The sequence below is a fragment of the Actinosynnema sp. NPDC023587 genome (assembly GCF_040640215.1).
Lineage (GTDB): Bacteria > Actinomycetota > Actinomycetes > Mycobacteriales > Pseudonocardiaceae > Actinosynnema.
This window is the reverse complement of the sequence record NZ_JBFABG010000004.1, coordinates 426,106-444,621: the sequence shown is the minus strand read 5'-3', so window position 1 is coordinate 444,621 and position 18,516 is coordinate 426,106. Positions and strand designations below refer to the sequence as shown.

Sequence of the window (18,516 nt, the reverse complement as noted above, 5' to 3'; positions counted from 1 at the left end):
CCGTAACACCGGCTGCCCGACAGTTCACCGCCGCGAAACGTCGCGCGCGGTCCGGGGAAACAGGGCGTCCCGATGCTCCTCTGCAACCGACGTGCAGTGGAGGTCGACGTGGATACAGGGGATACCGCCTGGTTGCTCACCAGCTCCGCACTGGTGCTGCTGATGACACCGGGCCTGGCCTTCTTCTACGGGGGCATGGTCCGGTCCAAGAGCGTGCTCAACATGATGATGATGAGCCTCGGCGCGATCGGCGTGGTCGGCGTGCTCTGGGTGCTCGTCGGCTACTCGACCGCGTTCGGCACCGACGTCGGGGCCGGCCTGCTGGGCAACCCGTTCGAGTTCTTCGGCCTGGCCGGCCTGCTGGGCGGGGAGGCGCTGTCCGGCACCGTCCCGACGACCGTGTTCGTCGCGTTCCAGGCGATGTTCGCGATCGTCACGGTCGCCCTGGTCTCCGGCGCGATCGCCGACCGCGCCCGGTTCGGGCCGTGGCTGCTGTTCGCCGCCCTGTGGTCCCTGGTCGTGTACTTTCCGGTCGCCCACTGGGTGTTCGACTTCGACGGCAAGGACGCGGCCGGCACCGTCGTGGACCCCGGCGGCTGGATCGCCAACGAGCTGCGCGCCATCGACTTCGCGGGCGGTACGGCCGTGCACGTCAACGCCGGTGCGGCGGGACTCGCGCTGGCGATCGTCCTGGGCCGGCGCGTCGGGTGGCCGAAGGACCGGGTGAAGCCGCACCACCTGCCGCTGGTCGTGCTGGGCGCGGGGCTGCTGTTCTTCGGCTGGTTCGGCTTCAACGCGGGCTCCGCGCTCGGCGCGAACGCCACGGCCGGCGTCACGTTCGTCAACACCCTCGTCGCGACCGCCGCCGCCATGCTCGCGTGGCTCGCCGTGGAACGCGTCCGGGACGGCAACGCCACCACGCTCGGCGCGGCGTCCGGCGTCGTCGCGGGCCTGGTCGCGATCACCCCGGCGTGCGCGGCGGTCACGCCGGTGGGCGCGATCGCGGTCGGCGCGATCACCGGCGCGCTGTGCGCCCTCGCGGTGAGCCTGAAGTACCGCTTCGGCGTCGACGACTCGCTCGACGTGGTCGGCGTGCACCTGGTCGGCGGCCTGTCCGGCACCGTCCTGATCGGCTTGTTCGCCAGCGACGCGGCCCCGGCGGGGGTGAACGGCCTGTTCTACGGCGGCGGTGTGGACCAGTTGTGGCGGCAGGTGGTGGGCGCGCTGGTCGTGCTCGGCTACTCGTTCGTGCTCAGCCTCGTCCTAGGCTACCTGGTGAAGGCCACCGTCGGCTTCCGCGTCGACGAGGAGGCCGAGATCGCCGGCATCGACGAGGCCGAGCACGCCGAGACCGCCTACGAGTTCGGCAGCGGCCTCGGGTCGCGCGGCAATCGCGGGACCAGTGTCACCGCCGGCGCGGCCGCGGTGCTCGAAGGGAGCGACAAGTCATGAAGCTGGTCACCGCGATCATCAAGCCGTTCACGCTGGACGAGGTGAAGACGGCGCTGGAACAGCTCGGCGTGCTCGGCATGACGGTCAGCGAGGTGCAGGGCTTCGGCAGGCAGAAGGGGCACACCGAGGTGTACCGCGGTGCCGAGTACGCCGTGGACTTCGTGCCGAAGCTGCGCGTCGAGGTGCTGATCGAGGACGAGGCCGTCGACAAGGTGCTGGACGCGGTGGTGGCAGCCGCGCGCACCGGCAAGATCGGCGACGGCAAGGTCTGGGTGACCCCGGTGGACGCCGTCGTCCGGGTGCGGACCGGCGAGCGCGGGACCGACGCTCTGTAGGGACGGGGACGGCCGTGGTGGACGACGACGGGACGGCCGACGACCTGGTGCGGGCACGTGACCGTCTGCTCGCGCCAGGTCGTCGGGTGACGGGGGAGTCGCTGCGCGAGGCGCTGGTGGACCTGCACGAGTTCTGGCTGACCGCGCACGCCGCGCGGGCGGGCGTCGGCGGGCCGGGCGGCGGACTGGCCCTGGTCGCCGTCGGCGGACTGGGCAGGCGCGAACTCGTGCCGTACTCGGACCTCGACCTGGTCCTGGTGCACGACGGGCGACAGGGGATCGACGCGATCGCCGAGCGGCTCTGGTACCCGCTGTGGAACTCGGGCATCGGCCTGGACCACTCGGTGCGCACGGTCGGCGAGGCGCTGCGCGTCGCCGCCGGTGACCTGCGGACCGCGTCGGGGTTGCTGGACCTGCGGCACATCGCGGGCGACGCGGAGCTCAGCGGGCGGCTGGCGCGCGGGGCGCGGAAGGCGTGGCGGACCGGCGCGCGGACCAGGCTGGACGAGATGATCGGGTCGGCGCGGCGGCGGTGGGCGCGCAGCGGCGAGATCGCGCACCGCGCCGAACCCGACCTGAAGCACGGGCGTGGTGGGCTGCGGGACGTGACCCTGCTCGACGCCCTGTCGGCGGCGCAGCTCACCGACCGCCCGTCGTCCGATGTGGACGGAGCGCGCGCGGTGCTGCTGGACGTGCGGACCGAACTGCGCCGGGTGGCCCGTCGGCCCCGGGACGTCCTGCGCGCGCAGGACGGGGACGAGGTCGCCGCCGCGCTGGGACTGGCCGACCGTTTCGCGTTGGCGCGGGCGATGTCGTCAGCGGCCCGCACGATCGGGTACGCCGTGGACGTGTCGCTGCGCACCGCCCGTGCCTCGGTCCCCCAGCGCGGATTGGGCGTGTTCGCGCGGTCGCCACTGCGCCGAACGCCCGCGCGACGGCCGTTGGACGAGGGCGTCGTGCTGCACGGGACCGAGGTGGCGCTGGCCCGTGACGCGATGCCCGGCCGCGACCCGGCGCTGCTGCTGCGGGTCGCGACGGCAGCGGCGCGCGGCAAACACCCCCTCTCGCCCGGCACGCTGGCCGCGCTCGCCGACTCCGCACCGGAGCTGCGTTCGCCGTGGCCGAGAGAAGCGCGCGAGGAACTGCTGACCCTGCTGGGCAGCGGCTCCGGTCTGATCGACGTCGTGGAGGCCCTGGACCGCACCGGGTTGTGGGGAAGGCTGTTCCCCGAGTGGAGTGCCGTGCGCGACCTCCCCCCGCGCGACGCCGCGCACACGTGGACGGTGGACCGGCACCTCGTGCAGACCACCGCGCACGCCGCCCGCCTGGTCACCCGCGTTTCCCGACCGGACCTGTTGTTGCTGGGCGCGCTGCTGCACGACATCGGCAAAGGCCGGAACCAGGACCACTCCGAAGTCGGTGCCGACTTGGCGGCGCGGATCGCCGGGCGACTGGGTCTGTGGCCGCAGGACGTGATCACCCTGACCGCACTCGTCCGCCACCACCTGCTCCTGCCCCACACCGCGACCCGCCGTGACGTCGAAGACGAGACAACCATCCGCCGCGTGGTCGACACGGTGGGGGGCGACGCCGTGCTGCTGGAACTGCTGCACGCCCTGGCCGAAGCGGACGCGGTGGCGACCGGTCCGGGCGTGTGGTCGGACTGGAAGGCGTCCCTGGTCGGCGATCTGGTCGCGCGCTGCCGCACGGCGATGGCCGGCGACCCCCTGCCCGGACCGGAGCCCTTGGAGCAGCGGCAGCAGGAGTTGGCGGCGGCGGTGCTCGGCACCGGGAAGCCGGACGTGCTCGTGGACCGCCGGGACCACGCGGCGACGGTGACCGTGGTGGCACCCGACCGTCCGGGCCTGCTCTCCCGGGCGGCGGGCGTGCTGGCGCTGAACTCGCTGGACGTCCACGCGGCGGCGGTGGGTTCGCACGAGGGCGCGGCGGTCGACGTGTTCACGGTGTCGCCGAGGTTCGGGACGCTGCCCGACGTGAGGTTGCTGAGGGAACAGCTCACCAGGGCGGTGGACGGCACCCTGCCGCTCGCGGACGCACTGGCCGCCAAGGAACGCGACTACGGAGGCCCACCCCAGGACCCACCGCCGCCGAAGGTGCTGTGGTTCGACGACGAGTCGACCGGAGCGGTGGTGCTGGAGTTGAGGGCGGCGGACCGCATCGGTCTGCTGCACCGGGTGGCGGACGCACTGGAGCGGTCCGGTGCGGACGTGGTGTGGGCGAGGGTGTCGACGCTCGGGTCGACGGTGGTGGACGCGTTCGCGATCGCGGCGGTAGGCGGCCTGGACGAGGACCTGCGCCGGAAGGTGGAACGGGCGGTACTGGAAGCGGCGGGGTGAACGTTGCGTAGGTCTACGCACAACCGACGCGGGTCGTCACCCTGACCAGCGCCCACTCGTCAAGGCAAGCTCTGTGCTTGTGACGCGAGAGCCGTCGAAAGCCAGGCGGACGAAACGCTCACCGGCAAAGCCCGAGGGCGGCCCATCGAGGGGTTGGGCCGCCCCGGGCTTCGCCGATCATGACCCGCACGCCTTGTTTGGTCCGGTTCGACAGGACGGTTCCGGGCACCGCGCCGGCTCGTGCGGGTGAGCGCGCCTCAGCTCAGCACGCCGGATTGTCGGTGGTACCTGGGATGATGAAGCCGGGGGCCGGAGGCCACGACTTTCCACCTAATCCAGGCCGGCTCACGTTGCGGCCCCTGTACGTGCGGTGGGCGACGTGCAGGTTTCGCGTTCTCGGCTTGAGCAGACCACTGTTGGGGTGGAGGGAAGACGCGGTCGCAACTGCCAGAGTTGGCTTGCTCCTGGGACCACTCCCACGCGTGCGGAGAAGACGTCAACACCCGTTCACGGGTCCTGGCCAGTGCCAGACCACCCCCGCGCAGGCGGGGAAGACAACCCGGACAGGCCAGTAGCGCACTTCGACGCCGGAACACCCCGCGCGTGCGGGGAACACGTGGTCTTGGCCGACCCGGAGACCTGCCGAGCCGGACCACCCCGCGCATGCGAGGAAGACCTGCGGCGCGTGGAGCCGGCGCTGCCGGACACGGGACCACCCCCGCCCGCGCGGGGAAGACGGTCCCCGGCGCTAGTCGGCGCTGCTGGAGTGGTTGGTGAAGATCACGGCCGGTATACCCACGGCCAGCACCAGGGCGACACCGGCAAAAGCCTGTGCCACCTGGTCACGCGCGAGGTCGCCTCCGATGAACCACATCAGGAGCCCGCCGGCGATCATGAGGCCCACGACCGGGGCTATGCAGATCACGGCACGCCGATAGCTGCACCACCAGGTGCAGTTACCGGGCCGGGTGTGCTGACACAGGGGCTGCCCGCGCATGTCGTGGGGCATCTGGGTGTTCACGAAGTACACCGCCGGAGCATTTGCGCGCCGCAGAACTGACACGTGTTCCGTCCCGGGACGGTCGACCGCACGTGGTGGCCGTTCGGGGAGGCCGGGCACTCGGGAGCAGCAGCCGACACGGCGCGTCTCGGGCTGGCGGGGTGCATGCCGTCAGTGTCGCGCATGTCGCCTGGGGCACGCTTCCGGGATTCGGGTGACAGCTCCGGGTCAGCAGTAGTGGTGCTGGCCAGCCGTTTGTGGGCCGGTCAAGCCGTCGTTGCCCGGCTTACGTGGTATTCGGTCTATCAATACGTCGTCCTGGAACCGGGTGGGAACCGCCCCCGCTCGCGCGGGGAAGACCAGGCGGCGTGTTCCTCGGCCGAGGCGGGCCGCGGACCATCCCCGCTCGCGCAGGGAAGACTGACGGCCGTGCTGGAGGTCCGCCTGTCGGACCGGACCACCCCGCTCGCGCGGGGAAGACAACGGTAAAGCGGTGAAAGCCCACCTCAAAGCGGGGCCACCCCCGCTCGCGCGGGGAAGACGAACCCGTCTTAAACAGGGTTAAACCCTGATTCGGACCACCCCCGCTCGCGCGGGGAAGACGCTCGCGGACATCGAGGCGCAGATCCGTGCGACGGACCACCCCCGCTCGCGCGGGGAAGACGCGATGCTGGACCCGCTGGTCGACATCGACGTGGGACCACCCCCGCTCGCGCGGGGAAGACCGCTCGAGCAGTCCGAGCGCGGTCCGCGCGATCGGACCACCCCCGCTCGCGCGGGGAAGACTCCTCCACCCACGTGAACGTGCGCTCGACGGCCGGACCACCCCCGCCCGCGCGGGGAGACTCGCTGCCGCCGGCGGTGCGCGCGGTGAACAGGGGACCACCCCCGCTCGCGCGGGGAAGACTCTGGCGTGCTCAGCTCGAGCGGCTAATCGACGGGACCACCCCCGCTCGCGCGGGGAAGACGCCGGGTCGATCTCGATGTGAGAGTGGATCATCGGACCACCCCCGCTCGCGCGGGGAAGACCCCGATGCCGGAACCCCACTGGCCGTACTGGTGGGACCACCCCCGCTCGCGCGGGAAAGACCCGGTGCGGAGGTTCAACGTGCCGTTGACGGCGGGACCACCCCCGCTCGCGCGGGGAAGACCTGGCCGGCCTGCTGTGGCTGGCGTGGATGAACGGACCACCCCCGCTCGCGCGGGGAAGACCGGTGCCGCGCCGAGTGCGGCACCGACTCCCCGGGACCACCCCCGCTCGCGCGGGGAAGACTCATGCTCGGTCTCCATCCTGCTGTCGGTCTTGGGACCACCCCCGCTCGCGCGGGGAAGACTTCGGGTCCCGCTCCAGGATCTTCCGGCCGTAGGGACCATCCCCGCTCGCGCGGGGAAGACTCATCGGCCAGCGTGAAAAGAATGATGCCCTGGGGACCACCCCCGTTCGCGCGGGGAAGACTGCCCGGCTCTCCAGGTCGACCCGGATCTGGTCGGACCACCCCCGCTCGCGCGGGGAAGACCATGCGGCGGATGATCCCGCACCAAGGGCACCCGGACCACCCCCGCTCGCGCGGGGAAGACGTGCTGGAGCAGTCGGACGCGTGGGCCCCGCGGGGACCACCCCCGCTCGCGCGGGGAAGACGTCGGCCCGCCCGATGCCGGTGGTGCGGGCGCGTGGACCACCCCCGCTCGCGCGGGGAAGACGTGAGCTACGAGCAGCGCACGCACCGGAACTACGGACCACCCCCGCTCGCGCGGGGAAGACGGCGACCGGCTCGTCGAAGCGGTCGGTCTCGACGGACCACCCCCGCTCGCGCGGGGAAGACGGAAGAGCTTCGCGAGAATCAGTCGAGGGGCACGGACCACCCCCGCTCGCGCGGGGAAGACATCAGCGGCAAGACGTTCCAGGCGAGTGAGGGCGGACCACCCCCGCTCGCGCGGGGAAGACCCAGCATGAGGACCTCGGTGTGCCCCTCGCGCGGGGACCACCCCCGCTCGCGCGGGGAAGACCGGGATACGAAGCCGCTGTAGCCGCCGGGGGCAGGACCACCCCCGCTCGCGCGGGGAAGACCGGCCCGGTCGACCACTACACCCGCTCCGGCCGCGGACCACCCCGCTCGCGCGGGGAAGACACCGCGACGCGCACGAAGTCCGCGCCGGACCCGGGACCACCCCCGCTCGCGCAGGGAAGACACTGAGTCGCCGGTGTTCGACTGGACCGACCTGGGACCACCCCCGCTCGCGCGGGGAAGACGGGAAGAACGACGCCACCTCCGAGACCTTCGCCGGACCACCCCCGCTCGCGCGGGGAAGACCACGAGCCCGGCCAGATCCGGCACGAGTTGTGGGGACCACCCCCGCTCGCGCGGGGAAGACCCTGACGCGAGGGTCACCAGGTCGGAGCGTTCCGGACCACCCCCGCTCGCGCGGGGAAGACTCCAGTTACGGCCCATGGGCCGGGCCTGCTGACGGACCACCCCCGCTCGCGCGGGGAAGACCTGCCCGGCGGCTACGTCGACCCGGCCGAGACCGGACCACCCCCGCTCGCGCGGGGAAGACTTCGTCAACCTGCCCAACCTCTTCTCCACGACGGGACCACCCCCGCTCGCGCGGGGAAGACGTCATGAGCTGGCGTCCCCACGGTACGGATTGGGGACCACCCCCGCTCGCGCGGGGAAGACCCACACCCGCACACCCGCCTGGTGATCGACCTGGGACCACCCCCGCTCGCGCGGGGAAGACGCCCAGTTGTCCTTGTGCGTGCCCGGCAACGAGGGACCACCCCCGCTCGCGCGGGGAAGACTTGATCGACCCGAAAACGTTTGAGTTCATCGAGGGACCACCCCCGCTCGCGCGGGGAAGACCCAAGCGTGGGCATATTGCCGGATGGGCCCAGCGGACCACCCCCGCTCGCGCGGGGAAGACCGACACCGCCCCGGCTGGAACGTGTTCGTGCAGGGACCACCCCCGCTCGCGCGGGGAAGACACTTCCTGACCAGGCAGTCTTTCAGCACCACGGGTCATTTTCATTCGGTCCACGCTCGTTCCGGAACAGAACCCCCGCCCGTACCGTCCCCCGAACGCCGCAGTACACAATCCCCCAACCACCAACCCGGCGACAAGCCGACAGCCTCCCGCCCCACACTCAACCCCGCCACCCCCACCGCCCACGCAACCGATGCAACCAACACCCCCCCTCGCAGCCGGACACGCGTCAAACACCTACCCGTCCCCGCACCAGTACTAAAGACTGTCAACGCGTGAGCCTGCCCGAGCTGTCCGGGAACTCCGTGCCGTCCGAAACGTCTCTTTAGTATGGGTGTGATGAACGCCGTCGCCGTAGCACCACGAGCTCTCGTAGTGCTGGCCGGACTGCCTGGCGCGGGTAAGACGACGTTGCTCTCCGGCGTCGACACCGGGGGCGTGCCGGCCATCGTGCTCGACTCCGACCAGGTGCGCGGTTACCTCCGGGGCGTGTTCTCCGCCGCGCTGCCTTACCGGTTCTACCGCCCCCTCGTCCACCTCGTGCACCGCGCCCGCATCCTCTGGTTCGCCGCGACGACCTCCGACCTCCTCCTCGTCCACGAACCGTCCACGCGCCCGACCACTCGCGCGGGCCTGGTGCTGGTCGGTCTGATCGCCCGCCGCCCCCGGCACTTCATGTGGCTCGACGCCAGCCCCGAGGAGGCCCTGTCCGGGCAGGTCCAGCGCGGCCGGCTGATCCGCTCGCGCTCGTTCTCCCGGCACGTCCGCCGCGCCGCGCGCCTGCGCGAGCGCTTCGCGGAGGGGAAGGCCCCGCGGGGGTGGCAGGCGTTGACCGTGCTGACGCGGGACGACCGTCTGCGACTGTCGGTCACCCGGAGCGGCTACGCTGGCCGGTAGTCATTGTCCGACGACGTGCGAGGTCTGGCGGCACCGTGTTCAACACCCTTTCCGACCGGCTCACCTCGGTCCTCCAGAACCTGCGGGGCAAGGGCCGGCTGTCCGAGGCCGACATCGACGCCACCGCCCGCGAGATCCGGGTGGCGCTGCTGGAGGCGGACGTCGCGCTGCCCGTCGTCCGGACGTTCATCGCCTCGATCAAGGAACGCGCCAAGAGCGCGGAGGTCTCCCAGGCCCTCAACCCGGCCCAGCAGGTCGTCAAGATCGTCAACGAGGGCCTCGTCGGCATCCTCGGCGGTGAGACGCGCCGGCTGAACCTGGCGAAGAACCCGCCCACGGTGATCATGCTCGCCGGCCTCCAGGGCGCGGGCAAGACGACCCTCGCGGGCAAGCTCGCGAGGTGGCTGCGCAACCAGGGGCACACGCCGATGCTGGTCGCGTGCGACCTCCAGCGTCCCAACGCGGTCACCCAGCTCCAGGTCGTCGGTGAGCGGGCCGGTGTCCCGGTGTTCGCCCCCGAGCCCGGCAACGGCGTGGGCGACCCGGTGGACGTGGCCCGCCGCGGCATCGAGGAGGCCAAGCGGGCGCAGCACGACGTGGTCGTGGTCGACACCGCCGGCCGGCTGGGCGTCGACGAGGAGATGATGCGCCAGGCGGTCGACATCCGCGCCGCCGTGCAGCCCGACGAAGTGCTGTTCGTGGTCGACGCGATGATCGGTCAGGACGCCGTGAACACGGCGACCGCGTTCCGCGACGGCGTCGGCTTCACCGGTGTCGTGCTGACCAAGCTCGACGGCGACGCCCGCGGCGGTGCGGCGCTGTCCGTGCGCGAGGTGACCGGCCAGCCGATCCTGTTCGCGTCCAACGGCGAGAAGCTGGAGGACTTCGACGTCTTCCACCCGGACCGGATGGCGTCGCGGATCCTCGGCATGGGCGACATGCTGACCCTGATCGAGCACGCCGAGCAGGCGTTCGACGCGGAGCAGGCCGAGGCCGCCGCGGTGAAGATGGGGTCCGGCCAGCTCACGCTGGAGGACTTCCTGGAGCAGATGCTCACCCTGCGCAAGATGGGTCCCATCGCGAACCTGCTGGGCATGCTGCCCGGCGCGGGCCAGATGAAGGACCAGCTCGCGAACCTGGACGAGAAGCACCTGGACCGCGTGCAGGCGATCATCCGCGGCATGACGCCCGCCGAGCGGGACGACCCGAAGATCATCAACGCGTCCCGTCGGCTGCGCATCGCGAACGGGTCCGGTGTCCGGGTCAGCGAGGTGAACGACCTGGTCAACCGCTTCTTCGAAGCGCGCAAGATGATGTCGCAGATGGCCGGCCGGTTCGGTCTGCCCGGTGGCCGGAACAACGCCAAGAAGGGCAAGGGCAAGAAGGGGAAGAAGGGCAAGGGTCGCGGCCCGACGCCCCCGAAGATCCGCGGCGGCTTCCCGGGCATGGTCCCGGGCGGGATGCCCCCCGGGATGCCGCCGGGCATGCCGGGCGGGATGCCCGAGCTGCCGCCGGGCGTCGGCGGCCTGGACCAGCTACCGGCCGGGTTCGACCCGTCGAAGCTGAAGTTCCCGAAGAAGTGACCGGGCTGCACCTGCGCGGTGTCGTCCTGCCCGACGGTGGCGAGCCGCGTGACCTGTGGGTGGTCAACGGGCGCATCCGCACGCAGCCCGTGCCGGGCGCGCGGACCGTCGTGGACGGTGGGTACCTGGTGCCCGGTCTGGTCGACGCGCACTGCCACGTCGGCCTGGGCTCGAAGGGTGCGGTCGACCTGCCCGAAGCGGTCGAGCAGGCGGTGCTGAACCGCGAGGCGGGCACGCTGCTCATCCGCGACTGCGGTTCACCGCTGGACACCCGCCCGTTGCAGGAGCGCCTGGACCTGCCCCGGATCATCCGCGCCGGTCGGCATCTCGCCCGGCCCCGGCGGTACATCAAGTACCTGGGCGTCGACGTCGAGGACGAGCAGGGGTTGCCGGCCGCCGTCGCGGAGCAGGTCGCCCAGGGCGACGGCTGGGTGAAGCTGGTCGGCGACTGGATCGACCGGTCGACCGGCGACCTGGCCCCGCTGTGGTCCGACGACGTGCTGGTGCGGGCGATCGAGGTCGCGCACGAGGCCGGCGCGCGGGTCACCGCGCACGTGTTCGGCGAGGACGCGCTGCCCGGCCTGCTCGCCGCGGGCATCGACTGCATCGAGCACGGCACGGGTCTGACCGACGACACCATCGCCACGATGGCCGCCGCCGGCACCGCCCTGGTGCCCACCCTGATCAACATCGAGAACTTCCCGGACATCGCCTCGGGTGCCGACCGGTACCCGGCCTACGCCGCCCACATGCGCGACCTCTACGCCCGCAACAAGGCGACCATCGCGTCCGCCGTCGAGGCCGGCGTGCCGGTGTTCGCGGGCACGGACGCGGGCGGCGGCATCAAGCACGGCCGCATCGTGGACGAGATCCAGGCCCTGCACGGGGTGGGCCTGTCCCGGCACGACGCGCTGGCCGCCGCGTCCTGGGCCGCGCGCACGTGGCTGGGCTTCCCCTCCCTGGTGGAAGGTGCCGCGGCGGACGTCGTGGTGTACCGGGACGACCCGCGCGAGGACCTCGCCGCGCTGCGGGACCCGGCGCTGGTGATGCTGCGCGGCCGGATCCACTGACCGGGCACGGCCCCTCCCGTTCGGGCGCGCATCCGTCGGAGTGATCTTGAGCCGCCCTGGGCGGTGCCGGTCCCGGTGGTGCCGCTACGTTCGGTCGAGTGGAGGAACAGCGGGACACCGGGCGGGCGCATTGGGGTTTCCTCGCCTTCTTCGTCGGCCTGGCCGGGTACCACCTGTCCACGCTGGTCTTCACGGCGGTCACCGCCGACCGGTTCGCCGAGGTCGACATCACCGACCCGCCGGTGCTGGGGCCCTTGCTGCTGCTGGTCTTCCTGCCCAACGTCCTGCTGGGACTGGGCCCGGCGGTCTTCTCCTGGTGGCGCGGCAACGGCCCTGACCGGGATTTCGGCATCGTTCCCAGGGCCCGCGACATCAAGGTCGGCCTGCTGTGCGGCGGCGCGTCGTTGCTGGCCGCGTGGGTGCTCGGCGTGCTGCTGCTGCACGTCTACCGCGACACGGACTCGTCACTCGACCAGATCGAGTCGCTGTCCGGCGGTCGGTCCGTGTGGCTGGCGCTGGCCGCCCTGTTCGTCTTCCTCGGCGCGCCGCTCACCGAGGAGCTGCTCACCCGGGGTGCGCTGTGGAGCGCGTTGGAGCACTACAAGGTCCCGAAGATCGCCATCCTCGGTCTCACCGCCCTGATCTTCGCGTTCCTGCACGAGGAGTCGTGGCGGACGATCAGCCTGTTCGCCCAGGGCCTCGCCATCGGAGCGGCCCGGATGATCACCGGACGCGTCTCGGCGAGCGTCGTCGCGCACGCGGCCAACAACCTGCTCCCCGCCGTCTACCTGTACGCAGGTGCCTCCTGATTAGGGTGTTCGCTGTGAACCCACCGGATGAACCCCCGACCGGCCTCATCGCCGGTGTCCGCGCGGTAGGTCGTGAGCCGGCACCTGAACGGGTGGGGCAGCGGTGGGGCTTCGGCGCGTTCCTGCTGGTCGAAGCGGTGTTCATCCTGTCGGCCGTGTTCATCACCGCGATCGCCGCCACGAACGGCACGGACCCGTTCGGCTCGGTCGCGTTCATCCTGATCGGCTCGATGGTGCCCACGGTGCTGGCCGCCGGCCTGGCCGTGGTGATCACCCGGGTGCGCGGCAACGGCCCCCTGGTCGACCTGCGGCTGTCCTGGAACTGGGCGGACGTCAAGATCGGGCTCAAGCTGGGCCTGCTGGGGATGGTGCTGACCTACCTGGCCGCGGTGATCTGGTCGCGGATCGTCGGCACCGACAACGCCACGTCGGCGATCGGCGAGCTGGTGGACGGTGCGGCGCTGCCGCTGGGCGCGGCCATCGCGATGTTCCTCTACGTCTGCTTCGTCGGCCCGATCTGCGAGGAGCTGATCTACCGCGGCCTGCTGTGGGGCGCGATCGAGCGCCAGGGCTGGAGCCAGTGGGCGGCCTTCGTGCTGACCACGCTGATCTTCGCGGCGAGCCACCTGGAGCCGCTGCGCACGTCGCTGCTGATCGTGGTCGCCCTGCCGATCGGCATCGCCCGGCTGATCACCCGCCGGCTCACCGCGAGCGTGGTGGCGCACGTGGTCAACAACTTCCTGCCCGGTCTCACGCTGCTGCTCGTCACGCTGGGGGTGATGCCGGGATGACCGACCTCAACAGCGACCTCGGCGAGGGGTTCGGGATCTGGCGGCTGGGTGACGACAACGCCCTGCTCGACGTCGTGACCAGCGCGAACGTCGCGTGCGGGTTCCACGCGGGCGATCCGTCGACCATGCGCCGGGTGTGCGCGCGGGCCGCCGAGCGCGGCGTGGCCGTGGGTGCGCAGGTGTCGTACCGGGACCTCGCGGGGTTCGGCCGGCGGTTCATCGACGCCGACCCGACCGAACTGGCCGACGAGGTGCTCTACCAGATCGGTGCTCTGGAGGCGTGTGCGCGCGCTGCGGGCACGAAGGTGTCTTACGTGAAGCCGCACGGCGCGCTGTACAACGCGACCGTGCACCACGACAGGCAGGCCGAAGCCATCGTGAACGGTGTGCAGGCGTTCGGGGAGCTGCCCGTGCTGGGCCTGCCCGGTTCACGGCTGCTGCACCACGCGTCCCGCGCGGGCTTGCGCGCGGTGCGTGAGGCGTTCGCGGACCGGGCGTACACGCCGGAGGGCACGTTGGTGCCTCGCACGCAGCCCGGCGCTGTACTCACCGACACCCAGGCCGTCCTCGAACAGGTGTTGAGGTTGGCTCGACACGGTGAACTCGTCGCCATTACGGGTGAGGTCATCGCCACGGAGGTGGACTCCATCTGCCTGCACGGGGACACTCCGGGTGCCGTAGAGCACGCCCGCTCAGTGCGCCGAGCGCTGACCGACGCGGGCGTCACCGTGGGCCGATTCGTGGTCGAGTAGACCCGTCTGGCAGAATGGACTGTTGTTCGCCACGGTCGGTCCCTCTCACCGTGCCATGGCGCCCAGACCTTTGGGCTTTCCCGCTCGTGCCCCACGCGGGCGAGGAGTGCCCGCACCTGAGCAAACGAGAGCCTGAGGAGTACCCACACCCGTGGCCGTCAAGATCAAGCTTCAGCGGCTTGGCAAGATCCGTCAGCCGTACTACCGCATCGTCGTCGCCGACGCGCGCACCCGCCGCAACGGCAAGGCCATCGAGACGATCGGCAAGTACCACCCGAAGGAAGAGCCGTCGTTCATCGCGGTGGACTCCGACCGGGCGCAGTACTGGCTGGGTGTCGGCGCGCAGCCGACCGAGTCCGTGCAGCGGATCCTGGAGATCACCGGCGACTGGCAGAAGTTCAAGGGCCTGCCGGGTGCCGAGGGCACGCTGAAGGTCAAGGAGCCGAAGACGAGCAAGGCGGAGCTGTTCGCCGCCGCGCTCGCCGCCGCCGGCGACGCGCCGACGACCGAGGCCACCACGCCGAAGAAGAAGACCGCCAAGAAGAGCGACGAGGCCGAGGCACCCAAGGACGAGGCGTGAGCTTGTTGGCTGACGCCCTCGAACACCTCGTTCGGGGCATCGTCGACCACCCGGACGACGTCCGGGTGAACCTGGTCACGACCCGGCGCGGTCGCACCCTGGAGGTCCACGTCCACCCGGACGACCTCGGCAAGGTGATCGGTCGGAGCGGTCGCACCGCGACGGCCCTGCGCACCGTGATGGCCGGGATCGGCGGGCGTGGCGTGCGCGTCGACGTGGTCGACACCGACCGCTGAGCGCGCACATGGACGTCGTCGTCGGCCGTGTGGCCAAGGCGCACGGGATCACCGGCGAGCTCGCCGTGGACGTGCGCACCGATTCGCCCGAACTGCGGTTCGCGCTCAAGTCCGCGCTGATCGCGAAGCTGCGCGACGGCACGTCCCGCACCCTCACCGTCGCAGCCGCCCGGAACCACTCCGGGCGGCTGCTGGTGCGTTTCGAAGAGGTCCTGACCAGGGACGTCGCCGAGACCCTGCGCGGGACGCTGCTGTTGGCCAGCACCGATGACCTGCCGCCGACCGGCGACCCGGACGAGTTCTACGACCACGAGCTGGAGGGCCTGCGGGCCGAACTGCCCGATGGCACGGAACTCGGCAAGGTGCGCGAGATCGTGCACGGTCTCGGTGGTGAACTGCTGGTGATCGACCGCGCGGAGGGCGGGCAGGCGCTGGTGCCGTTCGTGCGCCAGATCGTGCCCACCGTCGACGTGCGCGGTGGACGTGTGGTGGTCGACCCGCCCGAAGGCCTGCTCGATGCGGATTGACGTCGTCACGATCTTCCCGGAGTACCTGGAGCCGTTGCGCGCCGCGCTGCTCGGGAAGGCCGTCGACAAGGGTTTGATCAGCATCGGCGTGCACGATCTGCGCACGTGGACGCACGACGTGCACAAGGCCGTGGACGACAGCCCTTACGGCGGTGGTCCCGGCATGGTGATGAAGCCCGAGGTGTGGGGCGCGGCGCTGGACGAGGTGTGCGCGGGCGACCCGCCGCCGAGGCTGGTCGTGCCCACGCCGGCCGGGCGGCCGTTCACCCAGGAGCTGGCGCACGAGTACGCCGCCGAGTCGCGGCTGGTGTTCGCGTGCGGCCGGTACGAGGGCATCGACCAGCGGGTGGTGGACGACGCGTCCCGGCGGATGCGCGTGGACGAGGTCTCCCTCGGCGACTACGTGCTGGTCGGCGGCGAGGTCGCGGTGCTGGTCGTGGTGGAGGCCGTGGTCCGGCTGCTGCCCGGCGTGCTGGGCAACCCGGCGTCGGCGGCGCAGGACTCGTTCTCCGACGGCCTGCTGGAGGGTCCGTCCTACACCCGGCCCGAGGTGTGGCGCGAGCTGGCGGTGCCGGACGTGCTGCGGTCGGGCAACCACGGGGCGATCGACCGCTGGCGGCGCGACCAGTCGCTGCGCCGCACGTGGGAGCGCCGCCCCGAGCTGCTCGACGCCCTCCCCGAGGGCGCGCTGGACAAGCACGACCGGAAGCTGCTGGACGAGCTGCGGTAACCCCGATTTCCTCGGGGCCCGCCCCATCTGGCACACTGGACAGGTTGCTGCACCCGGTCAGCCGGGGTGCGCCGCAAAGCCCGCCCCCACGCGGATGTGTGAAACCTTGGCAAGGCCATGAGCGACCTTGGCAAGAACGCGCCTCGGGGGAGTACGCATTACACGTGAGGACGAGGACGGACCACCGATGAACACCCTGGACGCTCTTGACGCCCAGTCGCTGCGCTCCGACATCCCGAGCTTCCGGCCGGGCGACACGCTGAAGGTCCACGTCCGCGTCATCGAGGGCTCCCGCGAGCGGGTCCAGGTGTTCCAGGGCGTCGTGATCCGCCGCCAGAACGGCGGGATCCGCGAGACCTTCACCGTCCGCAAGGTCTCGTTCGGCGTCGGCGTCGAGCGCACCTTCCCGGTGCACTCCCCGAACATCGCCGAGATCGAGGTCGCCACCCGTGGTGCCGTGCGCCGCGCGAAGCTCTACTACCTGCGCGACCTGCGCGGCAAGGCCGCCAAGATCAAGGAGAAGCGGAACGCCAGGCCGGCCTCCTGACGCCGGGTTCACGCGCGACCAGTAGCCTGCCCCACGTGGCAGAACCCGCGCACAGCTCCGCTGACGAAGACGGTCGGGAACCCGATGCCGAGTCCACTCCGGACTCGGCATCGGACGGTAAGAGCAGGAAAAAGAAGAAGAAGACGCCGCTGTGGCGTGAGATCCTCGTGCTCCTCGGCACAGCGCTCGTGCTCACCGTCCTGATCCAGACGTTCATCGCGCGCGTGTACGTCATCCCGTCGGCGTCGATGGAGCGGACGCTGCACGGCTGCACGGCCCCCTGCTTCGGCGACCGGGTGCTCGTGGACAAGCTGGTCTACGACTTCACCGACATCGAGCCGGGCGACGTCGTCGTCTTCCGCGGGCCGCCCGCGTGGACCACGAACGACTTCCAGTCGGCCCGCTCGGACAACCCCGTCGTGCGGGTGTTCCAGACCGGCCTGTCGCTGATCGGCCTCGCGCCGCCGGACGAGCGCGACTTCATCAAGCGCGTCATCGCCGTGGGCGGGCAGACCGTCGAGTGCTGCGACGAGCAGCACCGGGTCAAGGTCGACGGCAAGCCGCTCGACGAGCCCTACGTCCACTGGCAGCCCGGCACCAGCCCGGCCGACAACCGCCCGTTCGAGGCGGTGAAGGTCCCCGAGGGCACCCTGTGGGTGATGGGCGACAACCGGATGAACTCCACCGACTCGCGCTACCAGGGCGACGGCGGTGCGTCCGGGGCGGTGCCCGAGTCCGAGGTGATCGGCAAGGCGCGCGCCATCGTGCTGCCGCCGGCGCGGTGGAGCGGCATCGGCGACCACGACCCCCAGGCCGTGGCGATGGGCGCACCCGCGTGGCAGTCCGGGGTCCCGGCGGGCGTCGGCCTGGCCGCCGCGTGGCCGGTGCTCTTCCTCGGCCGACGGCTTAGGGCCAGGCTGACCAGGGCTTCACAGAGCGGATCGGTACGCTGACCGCGTGGTAGACGTCGCACCTTCCCGCGGTTCGTCCGACGAGGACCCCGAGCACTCTCCCGACGAGGAGAAGGTCGAGGAGTCCCGGAAGCGGTCGCAGAAGAAAAAGCGGAAGGGCTCGTTCTGGCGCGAGCTGCCGATCCTCCTGGTCGTCGCGGTGGGGCTCGCGTTCCTGATCCAGACGTTCCTGGCGCGGGTCTACATGATCCCGTCGGAGTCGATGGAGCAGACGTTGCACGGCTGCACCTCGCCGTGCTTCGGCGACCGGGTGCTGGTCGACAAGCTCACCTACGACTTCTCCGACCCCGAGCCGGGCGACGTGATCGTCTTCCACGGCCCGGACACCTGGATCAACAACGACTTCGCGCCGGCCGAGCCGGCGAACCCCGTGGTCGGGTTCTTCCAGGGGGTGGGTGCGCTGATCGGGATACCGACGGCGAACAAGGAGGACTTCGTCAAGCGGATCATCGCGGTCGGCGGGCAGACCGTGAAGTGCTGTGACGACAAGAACCGGTTCCTGGTCGACGGCAAGCCGCTGGACGAGCCGTACGTCTACTGGGAGCCGGGCCGCGGCACCTTCCAGGACTCGTACGACGAGCTGAAGATCCCGGACGGGTACCTGTTCGTGATGGGCGACAACCGCAACGACTCGTGCGACTCGCGGTGCCAGGGTGACAAGCGGCTCGGCGGGCTGGTGCCGGTCGACAAGGTGGTCGGCAAGGCGCGCGTGATCGTGCTGCCGCCGGGGCGCTGGGGTGGCGTGTCCGCCCAGAACCCGCAGGTCGTGGCGATCGGTGCGCCGGTGTGGCAGGACGCGGTGCCGGCCGGGGTCGGGCTGCTCGCGGCGTGGCCCGTGCTGCTGGTCGGCAGGCGGCTGCGGGGCCGGGTCCGGCGTTCGCGGCTGGGATAGGGTCG

17 protein-coding genes and 1 CRISPR repeat array are annotated in these 18,516 nt (G+C 71.3%); of the genes, 16 read left to right on the top strand and 1 reads right to left on the bottom strand.

Features of this window, described 5'->3' with window-relative positions:
- The first annotated feature begins 108 nt into the window (after window positions 1–108).
- From AB0G01_RS14380 to AB0G01_RS14370, 3 genes are read left to right on the top strand one after another with little or no spacing between them, the layout of a single operon-like run.
- Entirely contained in the window at window positions 109–1,452 is a 1,344-nt protein-coding gene (locus tag AB0G01_RS14380) for an ammonium transporter (RefSeq protein ID WP_360944492.1), read from the top strand.
- Complete coding sequence (locus AB0G01_RS14375; protein ID WP_360944489.1) at window positions 1,449–1,787, top strand: P-II family nitrogen regulator; 339 nt, start codon at window positions 1,449–1,451, stop codon at window positions 1,785–1,787. Before AB0G01_RS14380 ends, AB0G01_RS14375 begins: the two co-directional genes overlap by 4 nt.
- A 17-nt stretch (window positions 1,788–1,804) precedes the next feature.
- Window positions 1,805–4,144: a [protein-PII] uridylyltransferase gene (locus AB0G01_RS14370; RefSeq protein ID WP_360944486.1), complete on the top strand. Its 2,340-nt coding sequence runs from the start codon at window positions 1,805–1,807 to the stop codon at window positions 4,142–4,144.
- Window positions 4,145–4,892: 748 nt separating this feature from the next.
- On the opposite strand, the gene AB0G01_RS14365 is transcribed toward AB0G01_RS14370, so the two are convergent.
- Window positions 4,893–5,174: a hypothetical protein gene (locus tag AB0G01_RS14365; protein WP_360944483.1), complete on the bottom strand. Its 282-nt coding sequence runs from the start codon at window positions 5,172–5,174 to the stop codon at window positions 4,893–4,895.
- A gap of 302 nt (window positions 5,175–5,476) precedes the next feature.
- Window positions 5,477–8,127: a CRISPR direct-repeat array (repeat unit 28 nt; unit sequence GGACCACCCCCGCTCGCGCGGGGAAGAC).
- Window positions 8,128–8,465: 338 nt separating this feature from the next.
- Here AB0G01_RS14365 and AB0G01_RS14360 point away from each other — a divergent pair.
- The 13 genes from AB0G01_RS14360 (at window position 8,466) to lepB (AB0G01_RS14300) (ending at window position 18,511) form a co-directional block, all read left to right on the top strand.
- Window positions 8,466–9,023 (top strand): AAA family ATPase, encoded by a 558-nt coding sequence (locus AB0G01_RS14360; protein ID WP_360944480.1) that lies wholly within the window; start codon window positions 8,466–8,468, stop codon window positions 9,021–9,023.
- Window positions 9,024–9,058: 35 nt separating this feature from the next.
- Window positions 9,059–10,606, top strand: a complete 1,548-nt coding sequence (ffh, locus tag AB0G01_RS14355; RefSeq protein ID WP_360944477.1) for a signal recognition particle protein — start codon at window positions 9,059–9,061, stop codon at window positions 10,604–10,606.
- Window positions 10,603–11,676: an amidohydrolase family protein gene (locus AB0G01_RS14350; protein ID WP_360944474.1), complete on the top strand. Its 1,074-nt coding sequence runs from the start codon at window positions 10,603–10,605 to the stop codon at window positions 11,674–11,676. Before ffh ends, AB0G01_RS14350 begins: the two co-directional genes overlap by 4 nt.
- A 98-nt stretch (window positions 11,677–11,774) precedes the next feature.
- Window positions 11,775–12,485: a CPBP family intramembrane glutamic endopeptidase gene (locus AB0G01_RS14345; RefSeq protein ID WP_360944471.1), complete on the top strand. Its 711-nt coding sequence runs from the start codon at window positions 11,775–11,777 to the stop codon at window positions 12,483–12,485.
- A 47-nt stretch (window positions 12,486–12,532) separates the two neighbouring features.
- Window positions 12,533–13,276 (top strand): type II CAAX endopeptidase family protein, encoded by a 744-nt coding sequence (locus AB0G01_RS14340; RefSeq protein ID WP_360945268.1) that lies wholly within the window; start codon window positions 12,533–12,535, stop codon window positions 13,274–13,276.
- A complete protein-coding gene (locus tag AB0G01_RS14335) occupies window positions 13,273–14,028 on the top strand; it encodes a 5-oxoprolinase subunit PxpA (protein ID WP_360944468.1) in 756 nt (251 codons plus the stop codon). The genes AB0G01_RS14340 and AB0G01_RS14335 overlap by 4 nt, the downstream gene beginning before the upstream one ends.
- 151 nt (window positions 14,029–14,179) lie before the next feature.
- Entirely contained in the window at window positions 14,180–14,608 is a 429-nt protein-coding gene (gene rpsP / locus AB0G01_RS14330) for a 30S ribosomal protein S16 (protein WP_360944465.1), read from the top strand.
- A complete protein-coding gene (locus AB0G01_RS14325) occupies window positions 14,605–14,844 on the top strand; it encodes an RNA-binding protein (RefSeq protein WP_015104447.1) in 240 nt (79 codons plus the stop codon). Before rpsP ends, AB0G01_RS14325 begins: the two co-directional genes overlap by 4 nt.
- 8 nt (window positions 14,845–14,852) lie before the next feature.
- Window positions 14,853–15,371, top strand: a complete 519-nt coding sequence (gene rimM / locus AB0G01_RS14320) for a ribosome maturation factor RimM (protein ID WP_360944462.1) — start codon at window positions 14,853–14,855, stop codon at window positions 15,369–15,371.
- Complete coding sequence (gene trmD, locus AB0G01_RS14315) at window positions 15,361–16,101, top strand: tRNA (guanosine(37)-N1)-methyltransferase TrmD (RefSeq protein ID WP_360944459.1); 741 nt, start codon at window positions 15,361–15,363, stop codon at window positions 16,099–16,101. Before rimM ends, trmD begins: the two co-directional genes overlap by 11 nt.
- Before the next feature lie 187 nt (window positions 16,102–16,288).
- Window positions 16,289–16,648: a 50S ribosomal protein L19 gene (gene rplS, locus AB0G01_RS14310; RefSeq protein WP_360944456.1), complete on the top strand. Its 360-nt coding sequence runs from the start codon at window positions 16,289–16,291 to the stop codon at window positions 16,646–16,648.
- A gap of 35 nt (window positions 16,649–16,683) precedes the next feature.
- Window positions 16,684–17,601, top strand: coding sequence for a signal peptidase I (gene lepB / locus AB0G01_RS14305; protein WP_360944453.1), 918 nt, complete (start codon window positions 16,684–16,686; stop codon window positions 17,599–17,601).
- Window positions 17,602–17,605: 4 nt separating this feature from the next.
- On the top strand, window positions 17,606–18,511 hold the full coding sequence (gene lepB, locus AB0G01_RS14300) for a signal peptidase I (RefSeq protein WP_360944450.1): 906 nt from the start codon (window positions 17,606–17,608) through the stop codon (window positions 18,509–18,511).
- Window positions 18,512–18,516 lie beyond the last annotated feature (5 nt).

What these genes read in the sequence shown, in the direction of transcription:
- AB0G01_RS14335 (WP_360944468.1), top strand. Translation starts at nt 13,273, where the DNA reads ATGACCGACCTCAACAGCGACCTCGGCGAGGGGTTCGGGATCTGGCGG.
- trmD (WP_360944459.1), top strand. Translation starts at nt 15,361, where the DNA reads ATGCGGATTGACGTCGTCACGATCTTCCCGGAGTACCTGGAGCCGTTG.
- AB0G01_RS14360 (WP_360944480.1), top strand. Translation starts at nt 8,466, where the DNA reads ATGAACGCCGTCGCCGTAGCACCACGAGCTCTCGTAGTGCTGGCCGGA.
- rimM (WP_360944462.1), top strand. Translation starts at nt 14,853, where the DNA reads ATGGACGTCGTCGTCGGCCGTGTGGCCAAGGCGCACGGGATCACCGGC.
- rplS (WP_360944456.1), top strand. Translation starts at nt 16,289, where the DNA reads ATGAACACCCTGGACGCTCTTGACGCCCAGTCGCTGCGCTCCGACATC.
- AB0G01_RS14375 (WP_360944489.1), top strand. Translation starts at nt 1,449, where the DNA reads ATGAAGCTGGTCACCGCGATCATCAAGCCGTTCACGCTGGACGAGGTG.